The following is a 23,048-nucleotide window of genomic DNA, read 5'->3' on the forward strand; positions in this document are numbered from 1 at the left end:
CGTACGTGGTCCATACCCCCGTGCGGAGACGCGCGAGGGACCATCCCCGCGGGTGCGGGGCCGACCCCATCTCCCGGTGTGCCACGTGGGCATAGAACGGACCATCCCCGCGGGTGCGGGGCCGACGCTCTCGTACGGCCCGGTCATCGTTCCTCCCTGGGACCATCCCCGCGGGTGCGGGGCCGACGACCCCTGGGCCAACGTAGACCTGCCCGTCCCGGGACCATCCCCGCGGGTGCGGGGCCGACTTTCCCATGTCCCGCGAAGGGACTAGAACCACAGGACCATCCCCGCGGGTGCGGGGCCGACCCGCGGCGCGCTCGGCGAGCGCGTCGGCGTGGGGGACCATCCCCGCGGGTGCGGGGCCGACCCAGCCGGAACCCGACGCCAGCGCCCGTATCGAGGACCATCCCCGCGGGTGCGGGGCCGACGCCTGCGTGAGCTTCCGGACGGGAATCTTGTACGGACCATCCCCGCGGGTGCGGGGCCGACCGCGCTACCGGCTCGAACTGCGTCCCATACGGCGGACCATCCCCGCGGGTGCGGGGCCGACGCCAATGCCGCGCCCGCCCCTCAGGGCGGCGGGGGACCATCCCCGCGGGTGCGGGGCCGACGTGGCGTCGGTGCGGTTGTCGGATCAGATCGACGGACCATCCCCGCGGGTGCGGGGCCGACATCAGGACGTTGAGGCTCGACTCGATCATCGACGGACCATCCCCGCGGGTGCGGGGCCGACGCCCCGTGCCTGGACGGTCGTTCGACGTTCAGGGGACCATCCCCGCGGGTGCGGGGCCGACCCGAGGCCATCGAAAGGGCTCTCGGCGTCCCAGGGACCATCCCCGCGGGTGCGGGGCCGACATTGCCCAGAGCCGTCGCAAGGTTCTTGATCAAGGACCATCCCCGCGGGTGCGGGGCCGACGCCTGGTCGATCTTGAAGTTCGTGAACATCGGGGGACCATCCCCGCGGGTGCGGGGCCGACAACACGAACCGCCCACCTGGGCGGAGGATGGACGGACCATCCCCGCGGGTGCGGGGCCGACCCGTTCCCATTCCCCGGGCTCGTCCTGGTCGTGGGACCATCCCCGCGGGTGCGGGGCCGACTGCCCAAAGGGGGCCGTCATGCTCAACTTCCTGGGACCATCCCCGCGGGTGCGGGGCCGACACTTGCTGACCTGCGACTTTAGCAGCGGAAGGCCACGAAATCATTTAGTTGCTCAGCGGGCAGTCGCCCCGTTGCCAGCTTGCCCATCCACTGAAAATGATCTAGGTCATAGCTCCGCACAAGAGTCGACAATATCGGGCGCGGCCTGCTGCGCGGTTTTGTCAGTCGCAGTCCCTACGATTCGCCCTCAGAGCAGCGGGAGGGCACATGTCGACAGACTGGCGTGACGACTTCGGCTACGAATCTGTCGTTATTCGACAGCTGGGAGCTTTGTGGGGTAAGTCGCGAAAGAAAGCGGGAGGTACGACAAATCTTCTTTTATCGCACTTATTGGACACAGCTGCTGTAGCGGAGCTGATCTGGGACCACTACCTCGCCCCCTCGGCCAAGCAGCGCTTGCACGACATCTCGGGAGGGCGAGGGCGGTTGTTCTTCGCCTGGCTGTGCGGCGTGCACGACTGCGGCAAGGCCACACCCGCGTTTCAGAGCGTGGACGAGGGCGCCGAGGCGGTGCGCCGAGCAGGGTTGACCTGGAAGGCGCACGACGTCAAGCGCAATCCGTGGCGGCACGACAAGGCCGGCGGGATGATCGTGCGCACCGTTCTCAGCGAGGCCGGCTGGGATGCTCAGCAGATCGCCTGGATGTGGCCGCTGGTGGCGGGGCACCATGGGTCGTTTCCTTCGGTGGGCGTGTTCGCGGGACGCACCACAGCACGCGGCGAGCCACAGGGCAGGGGACCGGCCTGGGCGAAGGTCCAGCGGGCGCTCGTGGAGGTGTTCACCCGGCTGCTTGGTTACGAGAGCCTGGCCGAGGTCCAGCCCAAGGCGGCTCCCAGCCGCGCGGTGCAGCTACAGCTCAGCGGCCTTGTCGTCATGGCTGACTGGATCGCCAGCGATGAGCGTCACTTCCGTGGGATCGACGACCTGGCCAACGTCGACCTGCGCACAGCAAGAGCCCGAGCGGCCAAGGCATGGGAGAAGCTCGGACTGAGGGGCGGCTGGGGCGTTGTCGGCCTCCCTGGCCCAGATGCCTTCCAGCAGCGATTCGGGCAGGCTGCGCGTGCGTCACAGGACCTCGTCATGCGGGTGGCCCAGCGGATGCCGGGGCCCGGCCTGTTGATCGTCGAAGCTCCGATGGGCGAGGGCAAGACGAAGGCATCACTGCTGGCGGCTGAGGTGCTGGCGGCGCGATTCGGAGCCGACGGCGTCTATGTCGGCATGCCGACGCAGGCGACGAGCGACCCGATGTTCAGCCAGGTGCGGTCCTGGCTGGCGAAGATGGATGATGATCTCGCCGAACAGGTGACTCTGTTGCACGGCAAGCGGAGGTTCAACAGGGAATGGCGCGCCCTCCTCGGAGAGATCGACGCCGATCCGGACAGCCACTTCGGCAGCGTCGCGGAGGACGAGTTCGGCATGGCCGAATGGTCCTTCTGCGAGGATGACGAGCCGGAGCGCAAGGCGCCGGCGGCGTGGTTCCTCGGACGGATGCGTGGGCTGCTGAGCCCGTTCGTCGTCGGCACGATCGACCAGCTGCTCTACGCGGCCACCCGGACCAAACACGTGATGCTGCGGACTGCCGGACTCATGGGCAAGGTCGTCATCCTCGACGAGGTGCACGCGGCGGACGTCTACATGTCGCAGTTCCTCAACGAAGGGCTGCGCTGGCTGGGTCAGGCACAGGTGCCGGTGGTGCTGCTGTCAGCCACCCTGCCTCCGGCGCAACGTCAGGAGCTCGTCGCGGCCTACCTGGCGGGCGCCGCCTCCGAGGAGGAGTTCGACGTGCGTGATCTGCCCGAACCTCAGGGGTATCCCAATGTCACCGCTGCCTGCCTGGTCGATGGCCGGGCGGTCTACGACGTGGATCACGTGGAGCAGTGGCGTGAGGATCTGCGGGTGTCGGTCACGGTTCTGCCGGAGCCGCCTGTCCGGGGCAAGGAACAAGAGTCGACCGCCGCCGGCCTGGTCGCCGACCTTGTCGAGGAGCGGCTCGCGCAGGGCGGCTGCGCGCTTGTGATCCGTAACACCGTTCCCCGTGCTCAGGCCACATACGAGGCGTTGCGCACGCGTTTCGGCGACGACGTGCGGCTGCTGCACGGGCGGATGACCGCGCACGATCGGGCGGAGAAGACCGAGGAGTGCCTGAAACTGCTCGGCCCGCCCACCCGAAACGGGCCCAAGCGTCCCGGTCGCCTCATCCTTGTGGCCACGCAACTCGCCGAGCAGTCCTTCGACGTGGACGCCGACCTGCTGGTCACCGATCTGACGACCATCGACCTCCTGCTCCAACGCCTGGGGCGGGTCCACCGTCATAAGGGCGTTCACCGGCCGGAACGGGTCAGTCGGCCGGAGGTCGTCGTCACGGGATTCGCCCCGCAAGGGGGTCAATCCCCGTGGATCCTTCCGGCGAGTGAGGGCATCTACGGTCGCTATCTGTTGCTGCGCACCGCCGCCGTGGTCTGTCAGGCCGATGGCGGTCACTGGTCCGTTCCAGGCGACGTGCCGCGGCTGGTGGGGCAGGTCTATGGCGGTAAGCCCGGAATCATGCCGCAGGACTGGGCCGAGGATGAGCAGGCCGCGTGTGCCATGTGGCAGGCCGGACAGGAGAAGCGCACCAGGAGCGCGGAGCATTATCTGCTCACCCGGCGTAACGAGCACACCCGTCCGACGCTGGACGGTCTCCACTACGGCGCGATCCACGGCAGCGTGGCCGAGGAGAAGCTGCAAGCGGTCGTCCGCGACGGCGATCCCAGCCTGGAGGTCGTCTTGGTGTGCCGCGACGATCGCGGTTACCGCACACTGAGCGGTAGATGGCTCGGCGTGAACGGCGAGGCGCTCTCGGAAGAACTGCTCGAAGAGGTGCTGGGAGCTACCGTGCGGTTGCCGTCCAGGCTCACCGAGTCAGCCGAGCGCGAGCTGTCACCGCTCGACGGGTGGCGGGGCCATCCCTGGCTCAAGCACACTCGCGCCCTCGTCCTGGATGGGAAGGGGGACGGCGCGCTCGGCGAGTACGCGCTGCGGTACGGCGAGCAGCTCGGCTTGGTCGTCGAGGGCGGCCCGCAGTGGCGGGGCAGACGGTGAAAGCGAGAGCCGCCCAGACGGGCTTCACACTGTCAACGCCTGCAGAGTGTCGTGGCAGTGAAAAGCCCCCCACAGAGTGGGATATCCCCGCAGAGCGGGGCCGACGGTTGCCCAAAACACGGCTACGGGCCATCCCCGCATAGTTCCCTCTCTGCATCCTGAGGTCGCGAGGCGGAATCACTCTAAGCATTTCCATCCCAAAGGGGCGTGACATCTGACACTCTTTGCTCCCGATGAATTTTCTAAACACGGCTAATTCGAGGATTTCTCATGTCCGTGTACGACCTAATTGACTCACCTTGGCTGCTTTTAAGGCCAAAAGGGAGCCAGACCACCCGGAAGTTTTCACTCCGTGAGGCGCTGCTCCGCGCACAGGAATTCGACTCCCTCGTGGTCGACCTCCCCACTCACACTCCGGCTCTACTACGACAGGTTCTGCTGCCCGTCGTGATGGATGCGCTGGGACGCCCCCGCGATCGAGCGGAGTGGGCGCGGAGGTTCGGAGCCGGCCGCTTCACCCGGGAGGAGCAGGACAGGCTCTGCGCCTACCTGGACGGACACCGGACACGCTTCGACCTGTTCGATGCTGAGGCCCCCTTCGCCCAGGTGGGGAGATTACGCACGGCCAAGGACGAGACCAAGGGGTCCGCCCTGCTGGTCGCCACGGCGGCCTCCGGCAACAACGTCCCGCTCTTCGCCAGCCGTACCGACGGCGACCCGCTGCCCCTGACGCCGGCCCAGGCAGCCCGGTGGCTGCTGCACGCGCACTGCTGGGACACGGCGGCGATCAAATCCGGGGCCGCCGAGGACCCGCAGGTCAAGGCGGGCAAGACGATGGGCAACCCCACCGGTCCGCTGGGAGCCTTGGGCGTGGTCGTCCCGGCCGGGCGGAACCTGTACGAGACGCTGCTGCTCAACATCCCCTTCGGTGTCCAGCCCGACGACGACCGTCCCCACTGGCGGCGTGATCCTCTGGGGCCGGAGTGGAAGGTCCGAGCCGCTACCGGTCTGCTCGACCTGTGGACCTGGCAGTCGCGGCGCGTCCGCCTGATCCCGGAGGAGGTCGACGGCGGCACGGTGGTCTCCCGGGTCGTCCTGTGCGCCGGAGACCGGCTGGAGGAGCTGCCGGAGTGGGAGCCGCACACGACGTGGACCTTCCAGAAGGCACCCAAGAGCGCCACTGGAACGCTCCGGAGGCCGCGGAGGCATGTGCCCGGCAAGGCGGTCTGGCGCGGGCTGGACGCCCTGCTGGCGTCGGAGCGGCAGGACGGCGACGGCGCTTTCGAGACCTCGGTGCTACTGCGCCAGCTCGCCGAACTCCAGGCCGAGGGGGTGCTCGGCTACGACTACCCGCTCCAGGTGGAGGCGATCGGCATCACCTACGGCACCCAGTCCGCGGTCGTCGAGGACATCCTGTTCGACTCGATCCCCCTGCCGGTGGCCGCTCTACGTGCGGAGGAGGACGCCTACACGGTTCTGCTGGAGGTCGCCAGGCAGGCCGAGGACCTCGCCAGGGCCGTGAACAACCTCTCCGCCGATCTCCGCCGGGCCACGGGGGCCGACCCCATCCCCTGGGACAAAGGGCAGCGCCCCGGCGAGTTCGTGCTGCACGCGCTCGACCCGCTCGTCCGCCGGTTCCTCGTCGGCGTCCGGACGTGTGCCGATGACGCGGACATGCTGGAGCGGGGCCGTACCGCCTGGGAGAAGGCCGCCCGCGACCGGACCTGGGACGTCGCGGAGAAGATCCTGGCCACCGCCACTCATGGCGAGTTCGGTGGGCGTGCCATCGAGAAGGACGGCCGCCAGCTCACCTACCGGCTGGCCACGGCCGAGCAGAACTTCCGCCGGCAGCTCAACGCCATCCTGCCCCTCTGCGCGCACGCGGCAGACGACCTCATGGAGGACACCGCCCCGGTCACCTCCGCACCCGCAGCCCGGACTCCCTGAAGGCGAGGACTCACATGCCCGTTCCGAATGACCGGCCTGCCCGCTACTGGACCCGCTACATCGCCGCGGACGGGACCTGGCGCAGGAAGGAAGGCCGTCCCCCCGGCGAGGAGCTGGCCGCGCTGCGCGCGGGGCTCGGCCGCGAGGCCGGGACCGTGCCGGCCATGTGGCCGCACTACCGCTCCCAAGTGGACGACCGGCTCGCCCGGAAGGGCGAGGTCTCCAACGAGCAGAAGGCCGAGCACGCCGCACTCGCCCTGTACGGCCTGCATCAACAGGCCCGCTCCGAGCCCATGCACCGGCAGGAGGTCCGCCTCGGTCAGGCGCTGCGCCGGCTGCACCAGAGTGGCAAGTTCACGCAGGAGGCCGTGGACCGCCGGGTGAACGCGGCCGCTTCCGCCACCCAGGTCTCCGCCCTGCTCACTCACCTGCGCGGACTCGTCACCCAGCTGCGCACCATCGGTCAACCGCTCGACTACGACCGACTGCTCGACGACATCCGCGACTGGCAGCGGCCTGACAGCCGGCAGCGGGCCCGCCGCCGCTGGGGCCTGGACTACTACGGGTGGTCGTCCTCAGACGCCCAGGTGCCGTCCACATCCGACGCGACCACGGGCGCGCCCCGTCCCTGACCATTGCCCGTACGGATTCCGTCGCTCCCTTTCCCTCTTCCTTCTCCTTTGGAGTTCCCCATGGACAAGCGTCTCTACATCGACGTCCACATCGTGCAGACCGTCCCGCCCGCCAACCTCAACCGCGACGACCAGGGCAATCCCAAGGAGGCGTACTTCGGCGGCGTGCGCCGTGCCCGGGTCTCCTCCCAGGCGTGGAAGCGCGCCACCCGCACCGCCTTCGCCCGGCACGCGCCCGAGCAGGACCACGCCACCCGCACCAAGCGGATCGTCGCCGAGCTCGCCAAGCGCCTGGCCGCCCGCACCGCGCTGGACGCCGAGCAGGCGGCCCGGCTGGCGGCGAAGCTCCTGGAGCAGCTGGGCATCAAGGAGGGCAAGAAGGCCGGCGATACCGCCTATCTGCTGTTCTTCGGCTATCGGCAGCTGGAGGACATCGTCGACCTGGTGGCCGACCAGGCCGCCGACCTCGCGGCCCTGGACGACGGGCAGCTGTCCGCCGCGACAAAGGACCTGCCGGTGGCGCAGAAGCTCCAGAGTGGGCACCCGATGGACGTGGCGCTGTTCGGCCGCATGGTCGCCGACATCCCCTCCCTCAACGTCGACGCCGCCACGCAGGTCGCGCACGCGCTGTCCACGCACGCCGTGGAGCTGGAGTTCGACTACTACACGGCCGTGGACGACGAGAACCTCAAAGAGGAGACCGGTGCCGGCATGATCGGCACGATCGGCTTCAACTCCGCGACCCTGTACCGCTACGCCACGATCGGTCTGCACCAGCTGGCCGCCAACCTCGGCGACGCCGACGCCGCTCTCGACGCGGTGGAGGCGTTCGTCCAGCATTTCGCCCGCTCCATTCCGTCGGGCCACCAGAACTCCTTCGCCCACCGCACCCTGCCCAGCCTCGTCGCGGTCGTGGTCCGCGACGACCAGCCGGTCAACCTCGTCTCCGCCTACGAGAAGCCCGTCGTCAGACCTGCCGACCATGAGGAAGGCATCGCCGAGCTGTCGGCCCTGCGCCTGGCGGTCGAATACGAGCGCGCCACCCAGCAGTGGGGTGACGCGCCCGTCCACGCCGCCGTCTGCCACACCTTCGAGCCTGGAAGCAAGGCCACCACTCAGCTCGACTCGGCGTTCGGCACGCAGCAGACCTTCCCCGAGCTGGTCGCCGGCCTGCGCGGCACGCTCGTCGAGCTCGTCAAGCAGGCCGGATGAGCGGCCCCGAGACCACGCTGGTGCTGCGCCTGGGCGGCCCGATGCAGTCATGGGGCGACCGCAGCGTGTTCAACCGCCGCGACACCCGGCCTGAGCCCACCAAGTCCGGCGTGCTCGGCCTGCTCGCCGCCGCGGCCGGCAGACCGCGTGAGGAACCGCCGGGCGAGCTGCTCGGCCTGCGGATGGGAGTGCGGGTCGACCAGCCGGGCACCCTGCTGCGTGATTACCACACGGTCAGCGACTACCGCGGACGCCCACTCCCACAGGCCGGGGTGACCACCAAGGGTGTGCAGAAACCCACCTCGCCCGCCAAGCTCACCCATGTCACCCAGCGCTTCTACCTCCAGGACGCGGTCTTCCTCGCCGCCCTCCAAGGGCCTGTCGCGCTCGTACGGGCGCTCGCCGACGCCGTCAAGCACCCGGCCTTCCCTCTCGCCCTCGGCCGCCGCTCCTGTGTCCCCACCCAGCCGCTCTTCCTGGCCGTCCGAGAGGCTCCGCTGGAGGAGGTCCTGCACACCGAACCGTGGCAGGCCAGCGAGACGGCCAAGGAGCTCTACGCCCGTCGCCGGCGAGCACGCCCAGCCACCGTCGACCTGTCCGCGACCCTGGACGACCCCGACGGCGACGATTCCCTCAACGATGTTCCGCAGTCCTTCGCGCCGCGCGACCGCCGGTTCGTCAGCCGCCGTATCCGCCACACCTGGGTGACCCTGCCGACCGGTTTCCCCGAGCCTGACACCGCCGCCGACGGCCACGACCCGTTCGCCCTCCTGGGCTGGTGACTCCCATGACCTATCTGTCCCGTATCCGCATCAACCCGCTCCGCGAGAAGAGCCGGCTGCTCCTCGCCAGCCCGCACGTCATGCACGGCGCCGTCATGCACGCCATCCCCGACGACCCGGCGGACGAGCGCATCCTGTGGCGGCTGGACGCCGACAACCCTCACCGGCCTTTCCTCTTTGCGCTCACCAAGACCAGGCCCGACTGGTCCCATCTGGTCGAGCAGGCCGGCTGGCCCGAGGCCGACGGCGAGCACGCCGCAGTCCGGGACTACGCTCCGCTGCTCGCCCAGATCGCCACCGGCCGGGAGTTCGCCTTCCGGCTCACCGCCAACCCCGTGCAGAACACCTCCAACCCGATCAAACCCAGCACGACGCAGGCCAAGCAGGCAGCGGACGGCAGGCAACGCTCCTTCCGCATCGGGCACCGCACCGCTGCCCAGCAGCTCGACTGGTTCCTCACCAGGACCGAACGCTGGGGCTTCACGGTCCCAGAGGCTCACATTGACTCACTGGTCCCCGGTCTGGAGCCGCAGGAAGGCTCTGACGTTCCCCCGGCCCGCGAGGTCCGGATCACGGCCCGCAACCGTCGCTCCTTCAAGAAGAAGCACGGCGACGCGAAACCGGTCGTCCTGCACACCGCGACCTTCGAGGGCCGGCTCCGCATCACCGAGCCGGCAGTGTTCACCGAAAGGCTGCTGGGCGGCATCGGCCCCGCCAAGTCATACGGCTGCGGCCTGCTCACCCTCGCCCCGCTCCGGGTCACCGCCTTGAACGGCCACCAGCCCACGGAGAGCAGGTAATGGCCGACATTTGGTGGAAGGCCCATCCGCACGACCTGCACCGCATCACCGACCGCGTCTCCAGCGTCTACGTCGAGCGCAGCCACATCGATCGCGACGAGAACGCAGTCGTGATCATCAACAAGCGGGACACCGTCCGGGTGCCGGCCGCCATGGTCGCCGTCATGCTCCTCGGCCCCGGTACCCGGGTCACCCACGGCGCCATCCGCCTGCTCGCCGACTCCGGCACGGCGGTGTGCTGGGTCGGCGAACAGGGAGTACGCATGTACGCCTCCGGCCTCGGCCCCAGCCGAGGCTCCGGCCTGCTCCACCGCCAGGCCTGGCTCGTCACCCGGCCCAAAGAGCGCCTGGGCGTCGCCCGCGCCATGTACGGGATGCGCTTCCCCGGTGAAGACGTCTCCACGATGACCATGCAGCAGCTGCGTGGACGTGAGGGCGCCCGCGTCCGCAAGCAGTACCAGCTGCACTCCCGCCGCACCGGCGTGCCATGGACCGGGCGCGACTACCGCCCCGGTGACGCCTTCGCCACCGGCGACGACCTCAACCGTCTGCTGTCGGCCGGCAACACCGCTCTGTACGGCATCTGCCACGCCGTCATCGTCGGTCTCGGTGCCAGCCCCGGACTCGGCTTCGTCCACACCGGGGCCGCGACCTCCTTCGTCATGGACATCGCAGACCTCTACAAGGCCGAATACACCATCCCGCTCGCCTTCGACCTGATGGCCAAGGGCCTGACCGACGAGCGCGACGCGCGTCTGGGCCTACGTGACCGGATCGCCGAGGACAAACTCCTCGGCCGCATCGTCCGCGACATCAAGAGCCTGCTGAGCCCCGACGGCGTGGAGATCCCCGACATCGAGGTCAACGAGCTGTGGGACGAGAAGCTCGGCACCGTCGCCGGAGGCGTCAACTGGGCTGGCACAGGTGAGCCTCCCGAGATCACGCCTCAAGGTCTCATCCCGGCCACCATGGGTGAAGAGCACATCGCGGTCATCGGCCCAGAGTTCGAAGAACAAACCGGTGAACAACCCGAAGCGACCGGCCCATGACCGTCATCGTCCTCATCGCCGCCCCCGAAGGACTGCGCGGCCACCTCACCCGCTGGATGGTCGAAGTCAACGCGGGAGTCTTCGTCGGCAACCCCAGCAGACGCGTCCGAGACCGCCTCTGGGAACTGCTCGCCGCCCGCATCGGCGACGGCCAGGCCGTCCTCGTCGAACCTGCCGCCAACGAGCAAGGGTGGGCGATACGGACAGCCGGCAAGGACCGGTGGTACCCCGTGGACTTCGACGGACTGATTCTTTCCGCCCGTCCTCGCCGATAAAGTGCCAGGTCATCAAGCGTCGGCCCCGCGCCCGCGGGGATGGTCCCCCTGCTCGCCCCCTACTACGGCAACCGCCACGGTCGGCCCCGCGCCCGCGGGGATGGTCCTCGCTGATGAACGGGGCTGTGGCCGAGGAGGCGGTCGGCCCCGCGCCCGCGGGGATGGTCCCTCCACTACAGCCGCTTCGCGGACATGGCCCGCGTCGGCCCCGCGCCCGCGGGGATGGTCCTCTCGGCCTCACCTTGCAGGCCGGAACGTCGGGGTCGGCCCCGCGCCCGCGGGGATGGTCCCCGGGTAGGTACAGCCGTCCGAGCTGAGCAGCGGTCGGCCCCGCGCCCGCGGGGATGGTCCTCCCGAGGGGTCCGCCTTATCCATGATCTGGACGTCGGCCCCGCGCCCGCGGGGATGGTCCTCCGACCGCGAATGAGGGGGGCCCGCGCCGTACGTCGGCCCCGCGCCCGCGGGGATGGTCCTTTCGGCACGGCTATTCACCCTTCCGCAGGTATGTCGGCCCCGCGCCCGCGGGGATGGTCCCCGTGCTAGTGCGATCGGGGGCGGCCCGATGAGGTCGGCCCCGCGCCCGCGGGGATGGTCCGGTCTGAGGGCGTCCGATCCGAAGCGGGTCGCGGTCGGCCCCGCGCCCGCGGGGATGGTCCCAGGCCGAGGCCGAGACCGAGACCGAGGCCGCGGTAGCGGTCGGCCCCGCGCCCGCGGGGATGGTCCGGGTCTTCAGGAGGTCTTGAACGGTCTCCGGGAGTCGGCCCCGCGCCCGCGGGGATGGTCCCCTGGTTGGTGGTCATGCGGCCGACGTTGAGTCGGCCCCGCGCCCGCGGGGATGGTCCACGGGGTGACTGCCAGGCTGATGTCCACGGCGGGGTCGGCCCCGCGCCCGCGGGGATGGTCCCCGGGCCGACATCCGACGCCCGGCCGCGGCCGAGTCGGCCCCGCGCCCGCGGGGATGGTCCCCCCGACACCGGCGAGGAGAAGGTCATCGGCTTGTCGGCCCCGCGCCCGCGGGGATGGTCCGGTCGACCGCATGCCGATCCCGCCCCGGGTGCAGTCGGCCCCGCGCCCGCGGGGATGGTCCTGGACATGCTCGGCATCAGACGAACACCTCACCGTCGGCCCCGCGCCCGCGGGGATGGTCCTATCAACACTGCGTGCCGGAGGAGTGGCAAGAGGTCGGCCCCGCGCCCGCGGGGATGGTCCGTCTGGGCAGGTGCAGGAGGCTGAGCAGTGGTAGTCGGCCCCGCGCCCGCGGGGATGGTCCGCTGCGCATCCTGTCCAAGGGCTATCAAGCGCCGTCGGCCCCGCGCCCGCGGGGATGGTCCGCCGTCTCTGATGTCGGCCAGTTCCGTGCGCACGTCGGCCCCGCGCCCGCGGGGATGGTCCGCCGTCTCTGATGTCGGCCAGTTCCGTGCGCACGTCGGCCCCGCGCCCGCGGGGATGGTCCCGGCGGCGGGAGCGACAAGAACGGCGACCCGATGTCGGCCCCGCGCCCGCGGGGATGGTCCGCGTCGAGCGCGACGACCTTCCGAGCGTCCTCGGTCGGCCCCGCGCCCGCGGGGATGGTCCACGTCGGCACCTTCCTGGGCGGGATCTTCAAGGGTCGGCCCCGCGCCCGCGGGGATGGTCCTGCGAACAAACACGGGGGCATCTCCGTGAACCCGTCGGCCCCGCGCCCGCGGGGATGGTCCGGCTCTTGGGATCTCGCCTGGCTCCATCGTCCTGTCGGCCCCGCGCCCGCGGGGATGGTCCCTGGAACGGCGCCGCCGCGCCCAGCAGCACGGAGTCGGCCCCGCGCCCGCGGGGATGGTCCCGTGTGTCGCGATACGCAGGACGGAGTAGACGGGTCGGCCCCGCGCCCGCGGGGATGGTCCCCCCTGCGGTGAGATCGCCCTGAAGCCCTTCGAGACGGCCCCGCGCACGCGGGGATGGTCCCTCGCCGCGGACGCCGACCCGGTGACGGATCCGGTCAGCCCCGCGCACGCGGGGATGGTCCCTGGGCCTCCTCAGGCAGGAGGGTCTGACGGACGTCGGCCCCACGCACACGGGGATGGTCCCACCCCCTCTACGTGTTGTGCAGGGGTGGTTGAGTCGGCCCTGCGCCCGCGGGGATGGTCCTAGGTCCAAGGGTGACCAGAACCCGGCGCAGTGGTCGGCCCCGCGCCCGCGGGGATGGTCCGAAGCAGGACGTGGTCAGCATCGACTGCCTGTAGTCGGCCCCGCGCCTGCGGGGATGGTCCGCAGATGCCCAGCCAGGCCGACATCCGCACATGGTCGGCCCCGCGCCCGCGGGGATGGTCCCGTCCGGTAGGCGGACCACACCTTAGCCGCTTCGTCGGCCCCGCACCTGCGCGGGATGGTCCCCTAGCAGGGGCGGTAGCCGAACCCCTGCGGGCGTCGGCCCCGCGCCCGCGGGGATGGTCCCCCCTTGGGCCTAGGCGGGGCGCCGTCGCCCCTGTCGGCCCCGTGTCTGCGGAGGTGGTCCTGGCCGATGATCGCGGTCAGGATAGGTGAGGCAGTCGGCCCCGTATGCGCAGGGATGATCCCACCATGAACTCGTCTCCGCCCAGACGGGCGAGGTCGGCCCCGTGTCCACGGGGATGGTCTACGGAAACGGGCGGAGCACGTCATTCGACGTCCAGCCAGGGGGTGTCCTGGGAGGCCAGGAGATGGGCGAAGGGTTCAAGTCCCCCCTCGGACACACTTGATTCACCTGTGAGGTGCTGGTCGGCTCTTGAGCCGACCAGCACCTTTCTCTTTTCCGGGTGATAGACCAGCCGCAGGCCCAATCCTGCGTAGATCTTCGCCTTCCGCCCCGCGGCTCACCCCCACGGACCTACTCGCGGGTCCTGGCCTCGTGAACGGCGGCTCACGGCCGGCCGGGGGACCGGCCGCCGGGACCGTTCCTGTGGATGTGGGGTCGACATCATCCGGGGTGTCGTCGGCCTTTCCCTGTTGAGCCGTCTCGGCCTCGCAATCGCTGTGTAACGGTCATGAGGGGTGTCGTCGGGACGCGGCGGAGTCGGGCTGCGCTTGTGGTCATTGGTTGTTGGGGTCGGGGGTTCGGCGTTGGCGCGGAGGACCTCGCGGGCCTGTTGTGCGGCGCGGGTGAGGATCTCGGTGAGGCAGTCGAGGCGGCGGGCGATCTCGGCGTAGGCGAGGCCGTCGGCCGGTCCCAGCGCGATCTGCTGGCGGTCTCGCCGGGTGAGCCCGCCTCCCGGTATCGGGTTCTCCTTCGCGTGCCCGGGCGCCCGCCACGATAGCGTTCACTCCCATTTCATTGCAACACGCAACGAGGGGTTGCGTTGCATTACGTTCACCGCCATCGCAACGATTCTACGGCTTCTACCTGCATAAATACTTATTGTTCGCAACATTGCTCTTGCGGGATAGTTGAAGGCAACGTAGCGTTTCCGGTGTCAGAAACAACAAGCGCAGGAGCACACCATGCAGAAGTTCGCCACCCCCACCCCGATCACCGCCACCCTGGACATCCCCGCCGGCCGCATTCGCTTCGTCGCCGCCGACCGGACCGACACCACCGTCGAGATCCTGCCCGCCGACCCCTCCAAGAGCCGCGACGTCAAGGTCGCCGAGCAGACCACGATCGACTGCACCGACGGCGTCCTGCGGATCAAGGCCACGGCCAAGAACCAGATGCTCGGCCCCTCCGGATCCATCGAGGTGACGGTCCAGCTGCCCGCCGGCTCCCGGATCGAGGCCAAGGCGGCCAGTGCCGACTTCCGGGCCGTCGGCCGGTTCGGCGACGTCACCTTCGAGGGCGCGCACGGTCCGATCGAGATCGACGAGGCCGCCGGCGTCCACCTCACCACCGCCGCCGGGGACGTCACCGTCGGCCGCCTGGGCGGCCCCGCGCAGATCAGCACCGCCAAGGGCGACATCCGCATCACCGAGGCCGTGCGCGGCACGCTCGTGCTGCGCACCGAGGCCGGCCAGATCTCGGTCGACACCGCCCCCGGCGTCTCGGCCTCCCTGGACGCCGGCACCTCCTACGGCCGCATCCACAACGCGCTCAACAACACCGACGGCGCCGCCGCCCAGCTCGCCATCCACGCGACCACCGCCTACGGCGACATCATCGCCCGCAGCCTCTGACCCACAGCCTCTGAGGAGCACCAGCATGAGGAACCTGGCCATCGCGGCGAACGGGCTGCGCAAGTCCTACGGCGACAAGGTCGTGCTCGACGGCGTCGACCTGACCGTCCCCGAAGGGACGATCTTCTCCCTGCTCGGCCCGAACGGCGCGGGCAAGACCACCACCGTCCAGATCCTGTCCACCCTGATCCCCGCCGACGACGGTGCCGTCCAGGTCGCCGGCCATGACCTGGCCCGCAGGCCGGACGACGTGCGCGGCGCGATCGGCGTCACCGGCCAGTACTCGGCCGTCGACAAGCTGCTCACCGGCGAGGAGAACCTGCTCCTCATGGCCGACCTCAAGCACCTGTCCCGCAGGGACGGCAAGCGCCGGGCCGCCGAACTGCTCGCCCGCTTCGACCTGGTCGACGCGGCGCGCAAGCCGGCCGGAACCTACTCCGGCGGCATGCAACGCCGGCTCGACCTGGCGATGACCCTGGTCGGCGACCCCCGCCTGATCTTCCTGGACGAGCCCACCACCGGCCTCGACCCGCGCAGCCGCCGCTCCATGTGGCAGATCGTGCGCGAACTCGTCGCGAGCGGCGTCACCATCTTCCTCACCACCCAGTACCTGGAGGAGGCAGACGAGCTCGCCGACCGCATCGCCCTCCTCGACCACGGACGGCTGATCGCCGAGGGCACCGCCGAAGAGCTCAAGCGGCTCATCCCCGGCGGCCACATCAAGCTCACCTTCGCCGACACGCACCTGCTCGACTCCGCCCGCCACCTCATCGGCGCGGGGGTCGCCGACCCCGAGGCGCTCACCCTGCAGGTGCCGAGCGACGGCGGCGTCCGCGCGATCCGCGAACTGCTCGTCGTCCTGGACGGACGCTCGATCGACGTCGCCGACATGAACATCCACACCCCCGACCTCGACGACGTCTTCCTCACCCTCACCGGCCAGCAGAAGGAGGCCACCCGATGAGCACCCTCCCCCTCGCCGTGCGCGACTCCTCCACCATGATCCGGCGCCAGCTCAAGCGCCTGCTCCGCTACCCGTCCATGACCGTGCAGCTGGTCGCCACGCCCGTCGTCCTCCTGCTCCTGTTCGTCTACGTCCTCGGCGGCACTCTCGGCACCGGACTCGGCGGCGGCCGCGACACCTACGTCAACTACGTCGTCCCCGGCATCCTGCTCATGGCGGCGGCCACCGCCGCGACCGGAACCGCCGTCATGGTTGCCACCGACATGACCGAAGGCATCATCGCCCGTTTCCGCACCATGCGGATCTCCCGGGCCTCGGTCCTCACCGGCCACGTCGTCGGCAGCGTCATCCAGCAGCTGCTCGGCATGGCCGTCCTCATCGGCATCGCCCTCGCGATCGGCTTCAGCCCGAACGCCACCGCCGCCGAATGGCTGGCCGCCGCCGGCCTGCTCACCCTGTTCGCCGTGGCCGTCACCTGGCTCGCGGTCGCCCTCGGACTGAAGGCCCCGACCCCCGAGGCCGCCAGCAACGCCCCGATGCCCCTGATCCTGCTGCCCTTCCTCGGCAGCGGCTTCGTCCCCACCGACTCCATGCCCACCGCCCTGCGCTGGTTCGCCGAATACCAGCCCTTCACCCCGATCATGGAAACCGTCCGCGGCCTCCTCCTCGGCACCCCGATCGGCAACAGCGCCGCCATCGCCACCGCCTGGTGCGCCGGCATCGCCGCCGTCTCCTACCTCTGGGCCAAGAACACCTTCAACAAGGCCTGACCATGAACCGGCCGAACAGGGCCGTCGGACCAGCTGGTCTGACGGCCCTGAGCCTTTTCCCGGCCGGAGATCCTCGCCGACTGCCGCCAGGCCGCTGTCGACACCTGGTGCGCCGACGCCTACACCCGCCGGGGCCCCGCACACGCGCCTCCACTGGTGGTCAAGGTCATTGCGCGGCGATACGTCGCCCCCTTGAGACCGCCGTCGTGTCTTGAGGACCCGCCGGATCGGCTCTGACAGGCGCTGAGAGCGTGTGTCAGCCCGTGATGCGCGCGGTGTCAGCGGTCACCGGCATCGTCTTGCCCATCGGGAGGGACGGACCGCCCGAGGCCACCTGACAAGGAGAACCCCGTCGTGATCGCATTCGCCGCGGCGCTGCAACTGCTCATCGCACTGGCCTTCCTGAGCATCCCGCTGGTGCGTCACCGCTACGGGGGCGACGCGAAGGCGGACGCGGAGGCGGAGCCGACCCGTCAGGGCATCCCCGTAACCGTGCTGGAGCAGAACAAGCTCAGCTTCGACGCCAGCGGTCACGAAACAGCCGTCCCGGTCACGGTCACCCTGGTGATTTCGGCGCTGACCGTACTGAACCTGCCGGTGCTGGCGCGCGTCGATGTGCGGGCCCTGTTGAAGGCGGCCGAGCGTGGCTTCCCCCGGTGGGTGATGCCCATCCCGCAGAACATCCGGCACGTCGTGGTGATCGGCGGCTCGATCCTGGTGCTGGGTGTGCTGGTCGCGCTCTGGGCGGGGAGCGGGAGGCCGACGGGGTGCGGAGCCGCCGGCGGAGGCGGCCGACGGGGTGCGGAGCCGCCGGCGGAGGCGGCCGACGCACCGCGGGCCCTGCTCTCCCGGCCGCGCAAGGTCCTGCTCGGCACCGGCGCGGTGGACTCGGTGGCGGGGGCCGCCGGTTGTCCGTACGAGCCGAGGATGTGGGCACGCACCGGTTCGAGGAACCGGCCGGGCGGGGAAGGCGTGAGCCGGCGGCGGGCAGGCCGCAGGAGGCGGCGGCACGCTCGGCACGCAGCTGCGGGGGCGCTGCGTGCGGCGATCCGGCCCGGACGGCTGCGGGCCGGCGGGCGGCTGCCGTCGAGGGCGTCCCCCGCCGGCGGGGAATGCCTGGTATGGGTGGAACCATGGTCTTCTTGAGGCGGACGGTCCGCGTCGCCGTACTTATCCTTCTGGTCACCCCGATCATCGCCGTCACCACTGCCTCGCAGGCGGCGGCCGACGCGCGCAAGCGGCCACAGGCCGATGCCGGGACGCCGGCCCGCCGCATGCTGGCCCAGTTGAAAGTCGCCGGTCCATTGTCGATCCGCGGTTACAGCCACCGGCGGTTCCAGCCCCGCTGGGCGCACCACAGGGGCAGGTGTGACGCACGAGAGATGGTCCTGGCCCGCGACGGGCGACGGGTGCGCAGGAACGCGGCCTGCCACCCGGTCAAGGGGGTCTGGTACAGCCCGTACGACGGCAAGTGGCTGAAAAGCGAGAAGCAGGTCGACGTCGACCACGTCGTGCCGCTGGCGTACGCCTGGCGCTCCGGCGCCAGCAGATGGAGCCAGGCGCGGCGGCGCGCCTTCGCCAACGACCTCACCCGCCCCGAGCTGGTGGTGGTCAGCCACTCCGTCAACATCGCCAAGGGCGCCCAAGGGCCGCAGAGCTGGCGTCCGCCACGCCGCGGCCACTGGTGCCGCTATGCGACCTCATGGATCACCGTGAAGCATCACTACCGGCTCTTCGTGACCCGGGAGGAGAAGGTGGCCCTGCTCAACATGCTCCGCACCTGCCGAGGGTAGGGATTCCCGCCGCTCACGCCTCCCCGGTCGTGTGGGTGCCGGGCCGTGTCGTCTCATGGACATGCGCGCACTCGTGGAGTGGCCCCCGCCCCGGTCACCCGGAGCCCGGGCCCGGGTGATCACTTCTGCGACGCCTCGCTCTCCGGCACGCCTTCCGGGATCGCCGCCATCCCGCGCCGTCCTTCCCTGGCCCCTTCGGCGAGCTGGGCGCTCAGCTCGGGGCGGCGCTGGGCCTGCAGGAAGAGTTCTACGGAGCCGCAGCCCGAGCCGTCGGTCCGGGTCAACCGGCCGCGGTTCCCCCGGGCACCGTCCGTGGCGGCGCTGGACGCCCCTCCTCCAGGAGGGCCTGCCGCCGGAGCGCGCCTGAGGCCAGGAGGTACTGGGCGGCGATGTAGGTGGTCATCACCAGCGGACCGTGCAGCGGGAGGTCGATCCCGGCCAGCCCCAGCGCGATCAGTCCGTCCGAGAGCAGGAACAGCGCGCCGCCGGCTCCGGTCCGCAGGCCGTGCCAGGCGGAGGTGACGGCGGTCGCGGTGAGGATCAGGGAGTAGACGCCCACGGGGATCCGCAGGTCGCCCAGACGCGGCCAGAGGGCGGCGATGAGGAGCAGCCAGAGCACGCCGTACCCGATGAGGACCGTCCACCGCCGTCCGTCGCCTCCCCGCAGGAAGAACGTCACGTAGCACACATGCGCGACGGCGAAACAGGCCATGCCCGCGACGAAGAGCCCGTCGATCTCGAGCGCGACGTCTCCCGCGGCGGAGGCGAGCAGGCCCGCCGCGACCAGCCGTGGGCCGCTCCGGCTCAGCAGCCAGGCCGCCAGCAGCGGCATCAGCAGCGCCTTGCTCACCCACTCGACCGTGGTCAGGCCCGTGACCAGGGACAGCAGATGGAGCGCCGAGCAGGTCCAGAAAGCGGTCAGCAGATTACGGGACACGGTCGGACCCCTCGGCCGCGGGCACGAGGCCCGACAGGATGTCGGACGCGGGTCCGCCGATTCCCGTGGTCACACTTGCCGCGACGTCCTGGGTGGAGCGGCCGGGTCCGCCGCCCGGATGCAAGCGGCAGGAAGGAATCTCCAGCGCTGGGCGCGGGACGGATCCGGGTACGGCCCGCAGAACGACATCCGGGATATTGGGCATGGCGGGATACTAACGAGTAACTTATCGATCCGGTAAGAGTCGCCCCGCCTCCCTTCCGGAGCCGTCGGCGACCCCGGGACGGCGGAGCGGCCGGCGCCGCCGACCAGCGGGTCGGCCTCGCCGAAGGCCGCCGACGCCGGCACGGCCCCGGTGACTTCCCGATCCCGCCCCGGTGACTTCCCGATCCCCGCTTGCGCCGTACGGCCCGCAGAGTAGATAGTTCTCATACCGATAGCGAAACTATCCACTATCTATTTAGGGGAACAGGGATGCTTGCAGCGTTGGGACGGCTGGCGGGACGGCGCCGCTGGTGGGTCGTCACCGCCGCGGTGCTGTTGGCACTGCTGGGCGGCCTCTGGGGGACGGGGACCTTCGGCGCGCTGACCGGCGGGGCCGGGTTCGACGACCCGAGCAGTGAGTCGGTCCGCGCCGACGAGCTGCTGGCGGGCCCCCTGGGCCGGTGGTCCGCCGATCTCGTCGTGCTCTACGACAGCGAGAACGCCACCGTCGACGACCCCGAGTTCGCCGGCCCCGTCCGCAGGGCCCTGGACAACGTGCCACGCGAGGGCGTCGCGCGCCTGGAGTCATACTGGCCGGCGAAAATCGAGCAGTACGTCTCCCATGACCGCCACGCCACCTACGTCACCGTTCAGTTCGCCGAGGACGGCGACCGGGAGCAGGTCGCCGAGCTGGCCAGGATCAAGGCGCGGTTCCAGGTGCCCGCCGCGTCCGGGATCACCGTCAGGTTCGGCGGCACCGTGGCCATGACCGAGCAGGTCAACGCGCGGACCGGGGGCGACATCGCGCGGGCCGAGATTCTCTCCGTGCCGGTCCTCCTGGTGCTGCTGCTGGTCGTCTTCCGCAGCGCCGTGGCGGCCGCCCTGCCGCTCGCGGTGGGCACGACGGTGGCGCTCGGCTCGCTGGCCGTCCTGCGGGTCCTGACCGCGTTCACCGAACTGTCCAGCTCAGTGATCAACGTGATCACCATTCTCGGGCTGGGGCTGGCCATCGACTACGCGCTGTTCATGGTCGGCCGGTTCCGGGAGGAGCTGGCCGCGGGGGCCGGCGTGGACGAGGCCGTGGAGCGCACCACCGCGACCGCCGGGCGGACGGTGGCCTTCTCCGGCCTGGCCGTGGCGATCTCCTTCGCCGGTCTGGCCCTGTTCCCCTCGCGTTTCCTCAGCTCCATGGGGTTTGCGGCGGTCTCGGTGGTGGTCTTCGCGGTGATCGGCTCCCTGACGCTGCTGCCCGCCCTGCTGCGGTTCGCCGGGCACCGCATCGACGCCTGGCGCGTCCCGCTGCCACGCCCCAGGGCCCGGGCCGCGGTCTCCGAGCGCGGGCGCTGGTACCGGATGGCGCGCACCGTGACGCGCCGCCCCGCGCCGGCCGCCGCCGCGCTCGTGCTCGTGCTGGTGGGGCTGGGCGCACCGGCGCTCGGGGCGAACTGGGCGCGTCCGGCCGACTGGGTGCTGCCCGCGGACGCCGACGCGCGCGCCGTCACCGCGCAGCTCCAGCAGCGCTTCGACCGCGATCCGGCCAAGGTGGTCACCGCCGTGGTGACGATGCGTGAGGCCGCCGGCGGGCAGGACGCCCGTCAGCGGCTGGACGCCTACGCCCGGCGGCTCGGCGCGGTGGACGGCGTCGGGGGCGCGGCCGTGACCGGGACCCATGGATCGCTGGCCCGCCTCACCCTCTCCTACACCATGGACCCGATGTCCCCCCAGGCCCGTGACATGGTCGCCCGGCTCCGGGCGCAGGGCCCGCCCGTGGACGCCGAGGTGCTGTTCACCGGGATGCCCGTCTCCCGGGTGGACATCGTGGACATGATCGGTGCGCGGGCGCCGTGGATGGCCCTGTTCGTCAGCCTGGTCTCGGCCGCCGTGCTGTTCCTGGCGTTCCGCTCGGCGGCGCTGCCCCTGGTCACCGTGCTCATGAGCGGGCTGTCCCTGCTGGCCGCCTTCGGCGTGGTCACGCTGATCTTCCAGGACGGCGTCGGGGCGGCGCTGCTGGGGTTCGAGCCGATCGGCGCGATCGACGCGAACTTCCCCGTGCTGATCGTGGCCATCGCCTTCGGTCTGGCCATGGACTACCAGGTGTTCATGCTCTCCCGCGTACGCGAGCACTACGAGGCCACCGGCGACCCCGTGGAGGCGGTGGCGGTGGGCGCGCAGCGGACCGCCTCCGTGATCACCAGTGCCGGCCTGCTGCTGGCCGTGGTGGTCGGCGGGTTCGCCGCTTCGTCCATCATCTTCATGAAGATGATCGGCGTCGGGCTGGTCCTGGCCGTCGCGATCGACGTCTTCCTCGTCCGGGCGCTGCTGCTGCCCGCCGTCCTGGGGCTGCTCGGCCACCGGGCATGGTGGCCCCGGTCTCCCGCGGCCGGTGCGGGCGGGATCGGCGCGGCGGCCGGGACCGGGGTCCGGCTGCCCGCCTGACCAGGCCGGGGTCACGCCGCGCGGAGATGGGCGGCGTGATCGCGGGCGAACTCGGCGAAGGCGCGGGCCTCGCGGCCGACGACGTCGGGGAAGTCCGTGGTGGTGAAGTCGCCCCAGCCGCCCGCGTAGGCCCTGCCGTACTCGACGCTGACCGCGGCGATCCACTCGGGCACACCGGATCCGACCATGGACTCGTAGACCTGCTCGTCCGGGAGGGACTGGTAGGCGACGGGGGCGCCGAGCACCGGTCCCAGGGCGGCGGCGGCCTCGTGCAGGGAGATCGCGGCCGGGCCGGTGAGGGTGTAGGTCTTGCCCGCGTGGGCCCGCGGGTCGGTCAGGACGCGCGCCCCGAAGTCGGCGATGTCACGGACGTCGATCAGGCCCAGGCGCCCCTCGCCGAGCCCACCGTACAGGACGTCGCCGTTCACCGAACCGAGCAGGTTCTGCATGAAGAAGTGCGGTTTGACGATCGTCCAGTCGATGCCGGAGGCCCGCAGCTCGTCGTCGGACAGGGCGTGCAGGCGGCCGTTGCGGGTGGGGGCGTCGTGGGCGGCGCCGACGGCCGACAGGCGCACAATGTGCCCGACCCCGGCCTGACGGGCGGCCCAGACGGCGTTCATGCTGGCGTGCGGCGCCTGCGGGCCCATCGCGGTGAGCAGCCACAGGGTGTCGACGCCGGAGAACGCCTCGGTCAGCGTGTCGGGCCGGTCCAGGTCGCCGACCGCCACCTCGACGCCGGGCAGCGCCGGAGCCTTGACCGGGTCGCGGACCAGGGCGCGTAGCTTGACGTCGGGGACGGCGCTCAGGGACCGGAGCAGGGCTCCGGAGACGTTGCCGTTGGCGCCGGTGATCAGGATGGTCATGGCAGTGGTCCCTTTCAT

The 23,048-nt window shown here is 70.8% G+C and carries 17 protein-coding genes, 1 pseudogene and 2 CRISPR repeat arrays; of the genes and pseudogenes, 14 read left to right on the forward strand and 4 right to left on the reverse strand.

The genetic code is table 11. The annotated features are described in order from the left end of the window. Positions 1 to 37: 37 nt before the first annotated feature. A CRISPR array of direct repeats spans positions 38 to 1,163; the repeat unit is 28 nt; unit sequence GGACCATCCCCGCGGGTGCGGGGCCGAC. Between the two features lie 207 nt (positions 1,164 to 1,370). The 8 genes from cas3 (at position 1,371) to cas2e (ending at position 10,941) form a co-directional block, all read left to right on the forward strand. Next, a complete protein-coding gene (cas3, locus tag ACZ6R6_RS14040; RefSeq protein ID WP_470093262.1) occupies positions 1,371 to 4,244 on the forward strand; it encodes a CRISPR-associated helicase Cas3' in 2,874 nt (957 codons plus the stop codon). Positions 4,245 to 4,514: 270 nt separating this feature from the next. After that, positions 4,515 to 6,191: a type I-E CRISPR-associated protein Cse1/CasA gene (gene casA / locus ACZ6R6_RS14045; protein WP_470093264.1), complete on the forward strand. Its 1,677-nt coding sequence runs from the start codon at positions 4,515 to 4,517 to the stop codon at positions 6,189 to 6,191. Positions 6,192 to 6,205: 14 nt separating this feature from the next. Next, complete coding sequence (casB, locus tag ACZ6R6_RS14050; protein WP_470093266.1) at positions 6,206 to 6,823, forward strand: type I-E CRISPR-associated protein Cse2/CasB; 618 nt, start codon at positions 6,206 to 6,208, stop codon at positions 6,821 to 6,823. Positions 6,824 to 6,883: 60 nt separating this feature from the next. After that, positions 6,884 to 8,035 (forward strand): type I-E CRISPR-associated protein Cas7/Cse4/CasC, encoded by a 1,152-nt coding sequence (gene cas7e / locus ACZ6R6_RS14055; protein WP_470093268.1) that lies wholly within the window; start codon positions 6,884 to 6,886, stop codon positions 8,033 to 8,035. After that, positions 8,032 to 8,817 (forward strand): type I-E CRISPR-associated protein Cas5/CasD, encoded by a 786-nt coding sequence (gene cas5e / locus ACZ6R6_RS14060; RefSeq protein WP_470093270.1) that lies wholly within the window; start codon positions 8,032 to 8,034, stop codon positions 8,815 to 8,817. The genes cas7e and cas5e overlap by 4 nt, the downstream gene beginning before the upstream one ends. A 5-nt stretch (positions 8,818 to 8,822) precedes the next feature. Beyond that, on the forward strand, positions 8,823 to 9,617 hold the full coding sequence (gene cas6e / locus ACZ6R6_RS14065; RefSeq protein WP_470093272.1) for a type I-E CRISPR-associated protein Cas6/Cse3/CasE: 795 nt from the start codon (positions 8,823 to 8,825) through the stop codon (positions 9,615 to 9,617). Next, entirely contained in the window at positions 9,617 to 10,666 is a 1,050-nt protein-coding gene (cas1e, locus tag ACZ6R6_RS14070; RefSeq protein ID WP_470093274.1) for a type I-E CRISPR-associated endonuclease Cas1e, read from the forward strand. Before cas6e ends, cas1e begins: the two co-directional genes overlap by 1 nt. Continuing rightward, positions 10,663 to 10,941 (forward strand): type I-E CRISPR-associated endoribonuclease Cas2e, encoded by a 279-nt coding sequence (gene cas2e, locus ACZ6R6_RS14075; protein WP_470093276.1) that lies wholly within the window; start codon positions 10,663 to 10,665, stop codon positions 10,939 to 10,941. The genes cas1e and cas2e overlap by 4 nt, the downstream gene beginning before the upstream one ends. A gap of 18 nt (positions 10,942 to 10,959) precedes the next feature. Further along, a CRISPR array of direct repeats spans positions 10,960 to 13,248; the repeat unit is 28 nt; unit sequence GTCGGCCCCGCGCCCGCGGGGATGGTCC. A gap of 803 nt (positions 13,249 to 14,051) precedes the next feature. On the opposite strand, the pseudogene ACZ6R6_RS14080 reads toward cas2e, so the two are convergent. Continuing rightward, positions 14,052 to 14,171 (reverse strand): annotated as a pseudogene (locus ACZ6R6_RS14080) (MarR family transcriptional regulator); the annotation flags it as partial. Between the two features lie 223 nt (positions 14,172 to 14,394). On the opposite strand from ACZ6R6_RS14080, the gene ACZ6R6_RS14085 reads away from it, so the two are divergent. The 5 genes from ACZ6R6_RS14085 (at position 14,395) to ACZ6R6_RS14105 (ending at position 18,590) form a co-directional block, all read left to right on the forward strand. Then, on the forward strand, positions 14,395 to 15,063 hold the full coding sequence (locus ACZ6R6_RS14085) for a DUF4097 family beta strand repeat-containing protein (RefSeq protein ID WP_470093278.1): 669 nt from the start codon (positions 14,395 to 14,397) through the stop codon (positions 15,061 to 15,063). A 25-nt stretch (positions 15,064 to 15,088) separates the two neighbouring features. Then, positions 15,089 to 16,027, forward strand: coding sequence for an ATP-binding cassette domain-containing protein (locus ACZ6R6_RS14090; RefSeq protein ID WP_470093280.1), 939 nt, complete (start codon positions 15,089 to 15,091; stop codon positions 16,025 to 16,027). Further along, positions 16,024 to 16,797 (forward strand): ABC transporter permease, encoded by a 774-nt coding sequence (locus ACZ6R6_RS14095; RefSeq protein WP_470093281.1) that lies wholly within the window; start codon positions 16,024 to 16,026, stop codon positions 16,795 to 16,797. The genes ACZ6R6_RS14090 and ACZ6R6_RS14095 overlap by 4 nt, the downstream gene beginning before the upstream one ends. 354 nt (positions 16,798 to 17,151) lie before the next feature. Continuing rightward, entirely contained in the window at positions 17,152 to 17,943 is a 792-nt protein-coding gene (locus ACZ6R6_RS14100) for a hypothetical protein (RefSeq protein WP_470093283.1), read from the forward strand. Then, positions 17,931 to 18,590, forward strand: coding sequence for an HNH endonuclease family protein (locus tag ACZ6R6_RS14105; RefSeq protein WP_470093285.1), 660 nt, complete (start codon positions 17,931 to 17,933; stop codon positions 18,588 to 18,590). The genes ACZ6R6_RS14100 and ACZ6R6_RS14105 overlap by 13 nt, the downstream gene beginning before the upstream one ends. A 119-nt stretch (positions 18,591 to 18,709) precedes the next feature. Here ACZ6R6_RS14105 and ACZ6R6_RS14110 read toward each other — a convergent pair whose 3' ends face one another. Both ACZ6R6_RS14110 and ACZ6R6_RS14115 read right to left on the reverse strand, forming a co-directional pair. Continuing rightward, the gene (locus ACZ6R6_RS14110) at positions 18,710 to 18,874 is read right to left on the reverse strand and encodes a hypothetical protein (protein WP_470093287.1); all 165 of its coding nucleotides are present in this window, start codon (positions 18,872 to 18,874) and stop codon (positions 18,710 to 18,712) included. Next, a complete protein-coding gene (locus ACZ6R6_RS14115; protein WP_470093289.1) occupies positions 18,871 to 19,527 on the reverse strand; it encodes a lysoplasmalogenase in 657 nt (218 codons plus the stop codon). Before ACZ6R6_RS14115 ends, ACZ6R6_RS14110 begins: the two co-directional genes overlap by 4 nt. A gap of 474 nt (positions 19,528 to 20,001) precedes the next feature. On the opposite strand from ACZ6R6_RS14115, the gene ACZ6R6_RS14120 reads away from it, so the two are divergent. Further along, the gene (locus tag ACZ6R6_RS14120) at positions 20,002 to 22,167 is read left to right on the forward strand and encodes an MMPL family transporter (protein ID WP_470093291.1); all 2,166 of its coding nucleotides are present in this window, start codon (positions 20,002 to 20,004) and stop codon (positions 22,165 to 22,167) included. Between the two features lie 11 nt (positions 22,168 to 22,178). On the opposite strand, the gene ACZ6R6_RS14125 is transcribed toward ACZ6R6_RS14120, so the two are convergent. Beyond that, a complete protein-coding gene (locus ACZ6R6_RS14125; RefSeq protein ID WP_470093293.1) occupies positions 22,179 to 23,030 on the reverse strand; it encodes an SDR family oxidoreductase in 852 nt (283 codons plus the stop codon). Between the last annotated feature and the right edge of the window lie 18 nt (positions 23,031 to 23,048).

It is taken from the genome of Streptosporangium sp. NPDC048886, assembly GCF_055586905.1.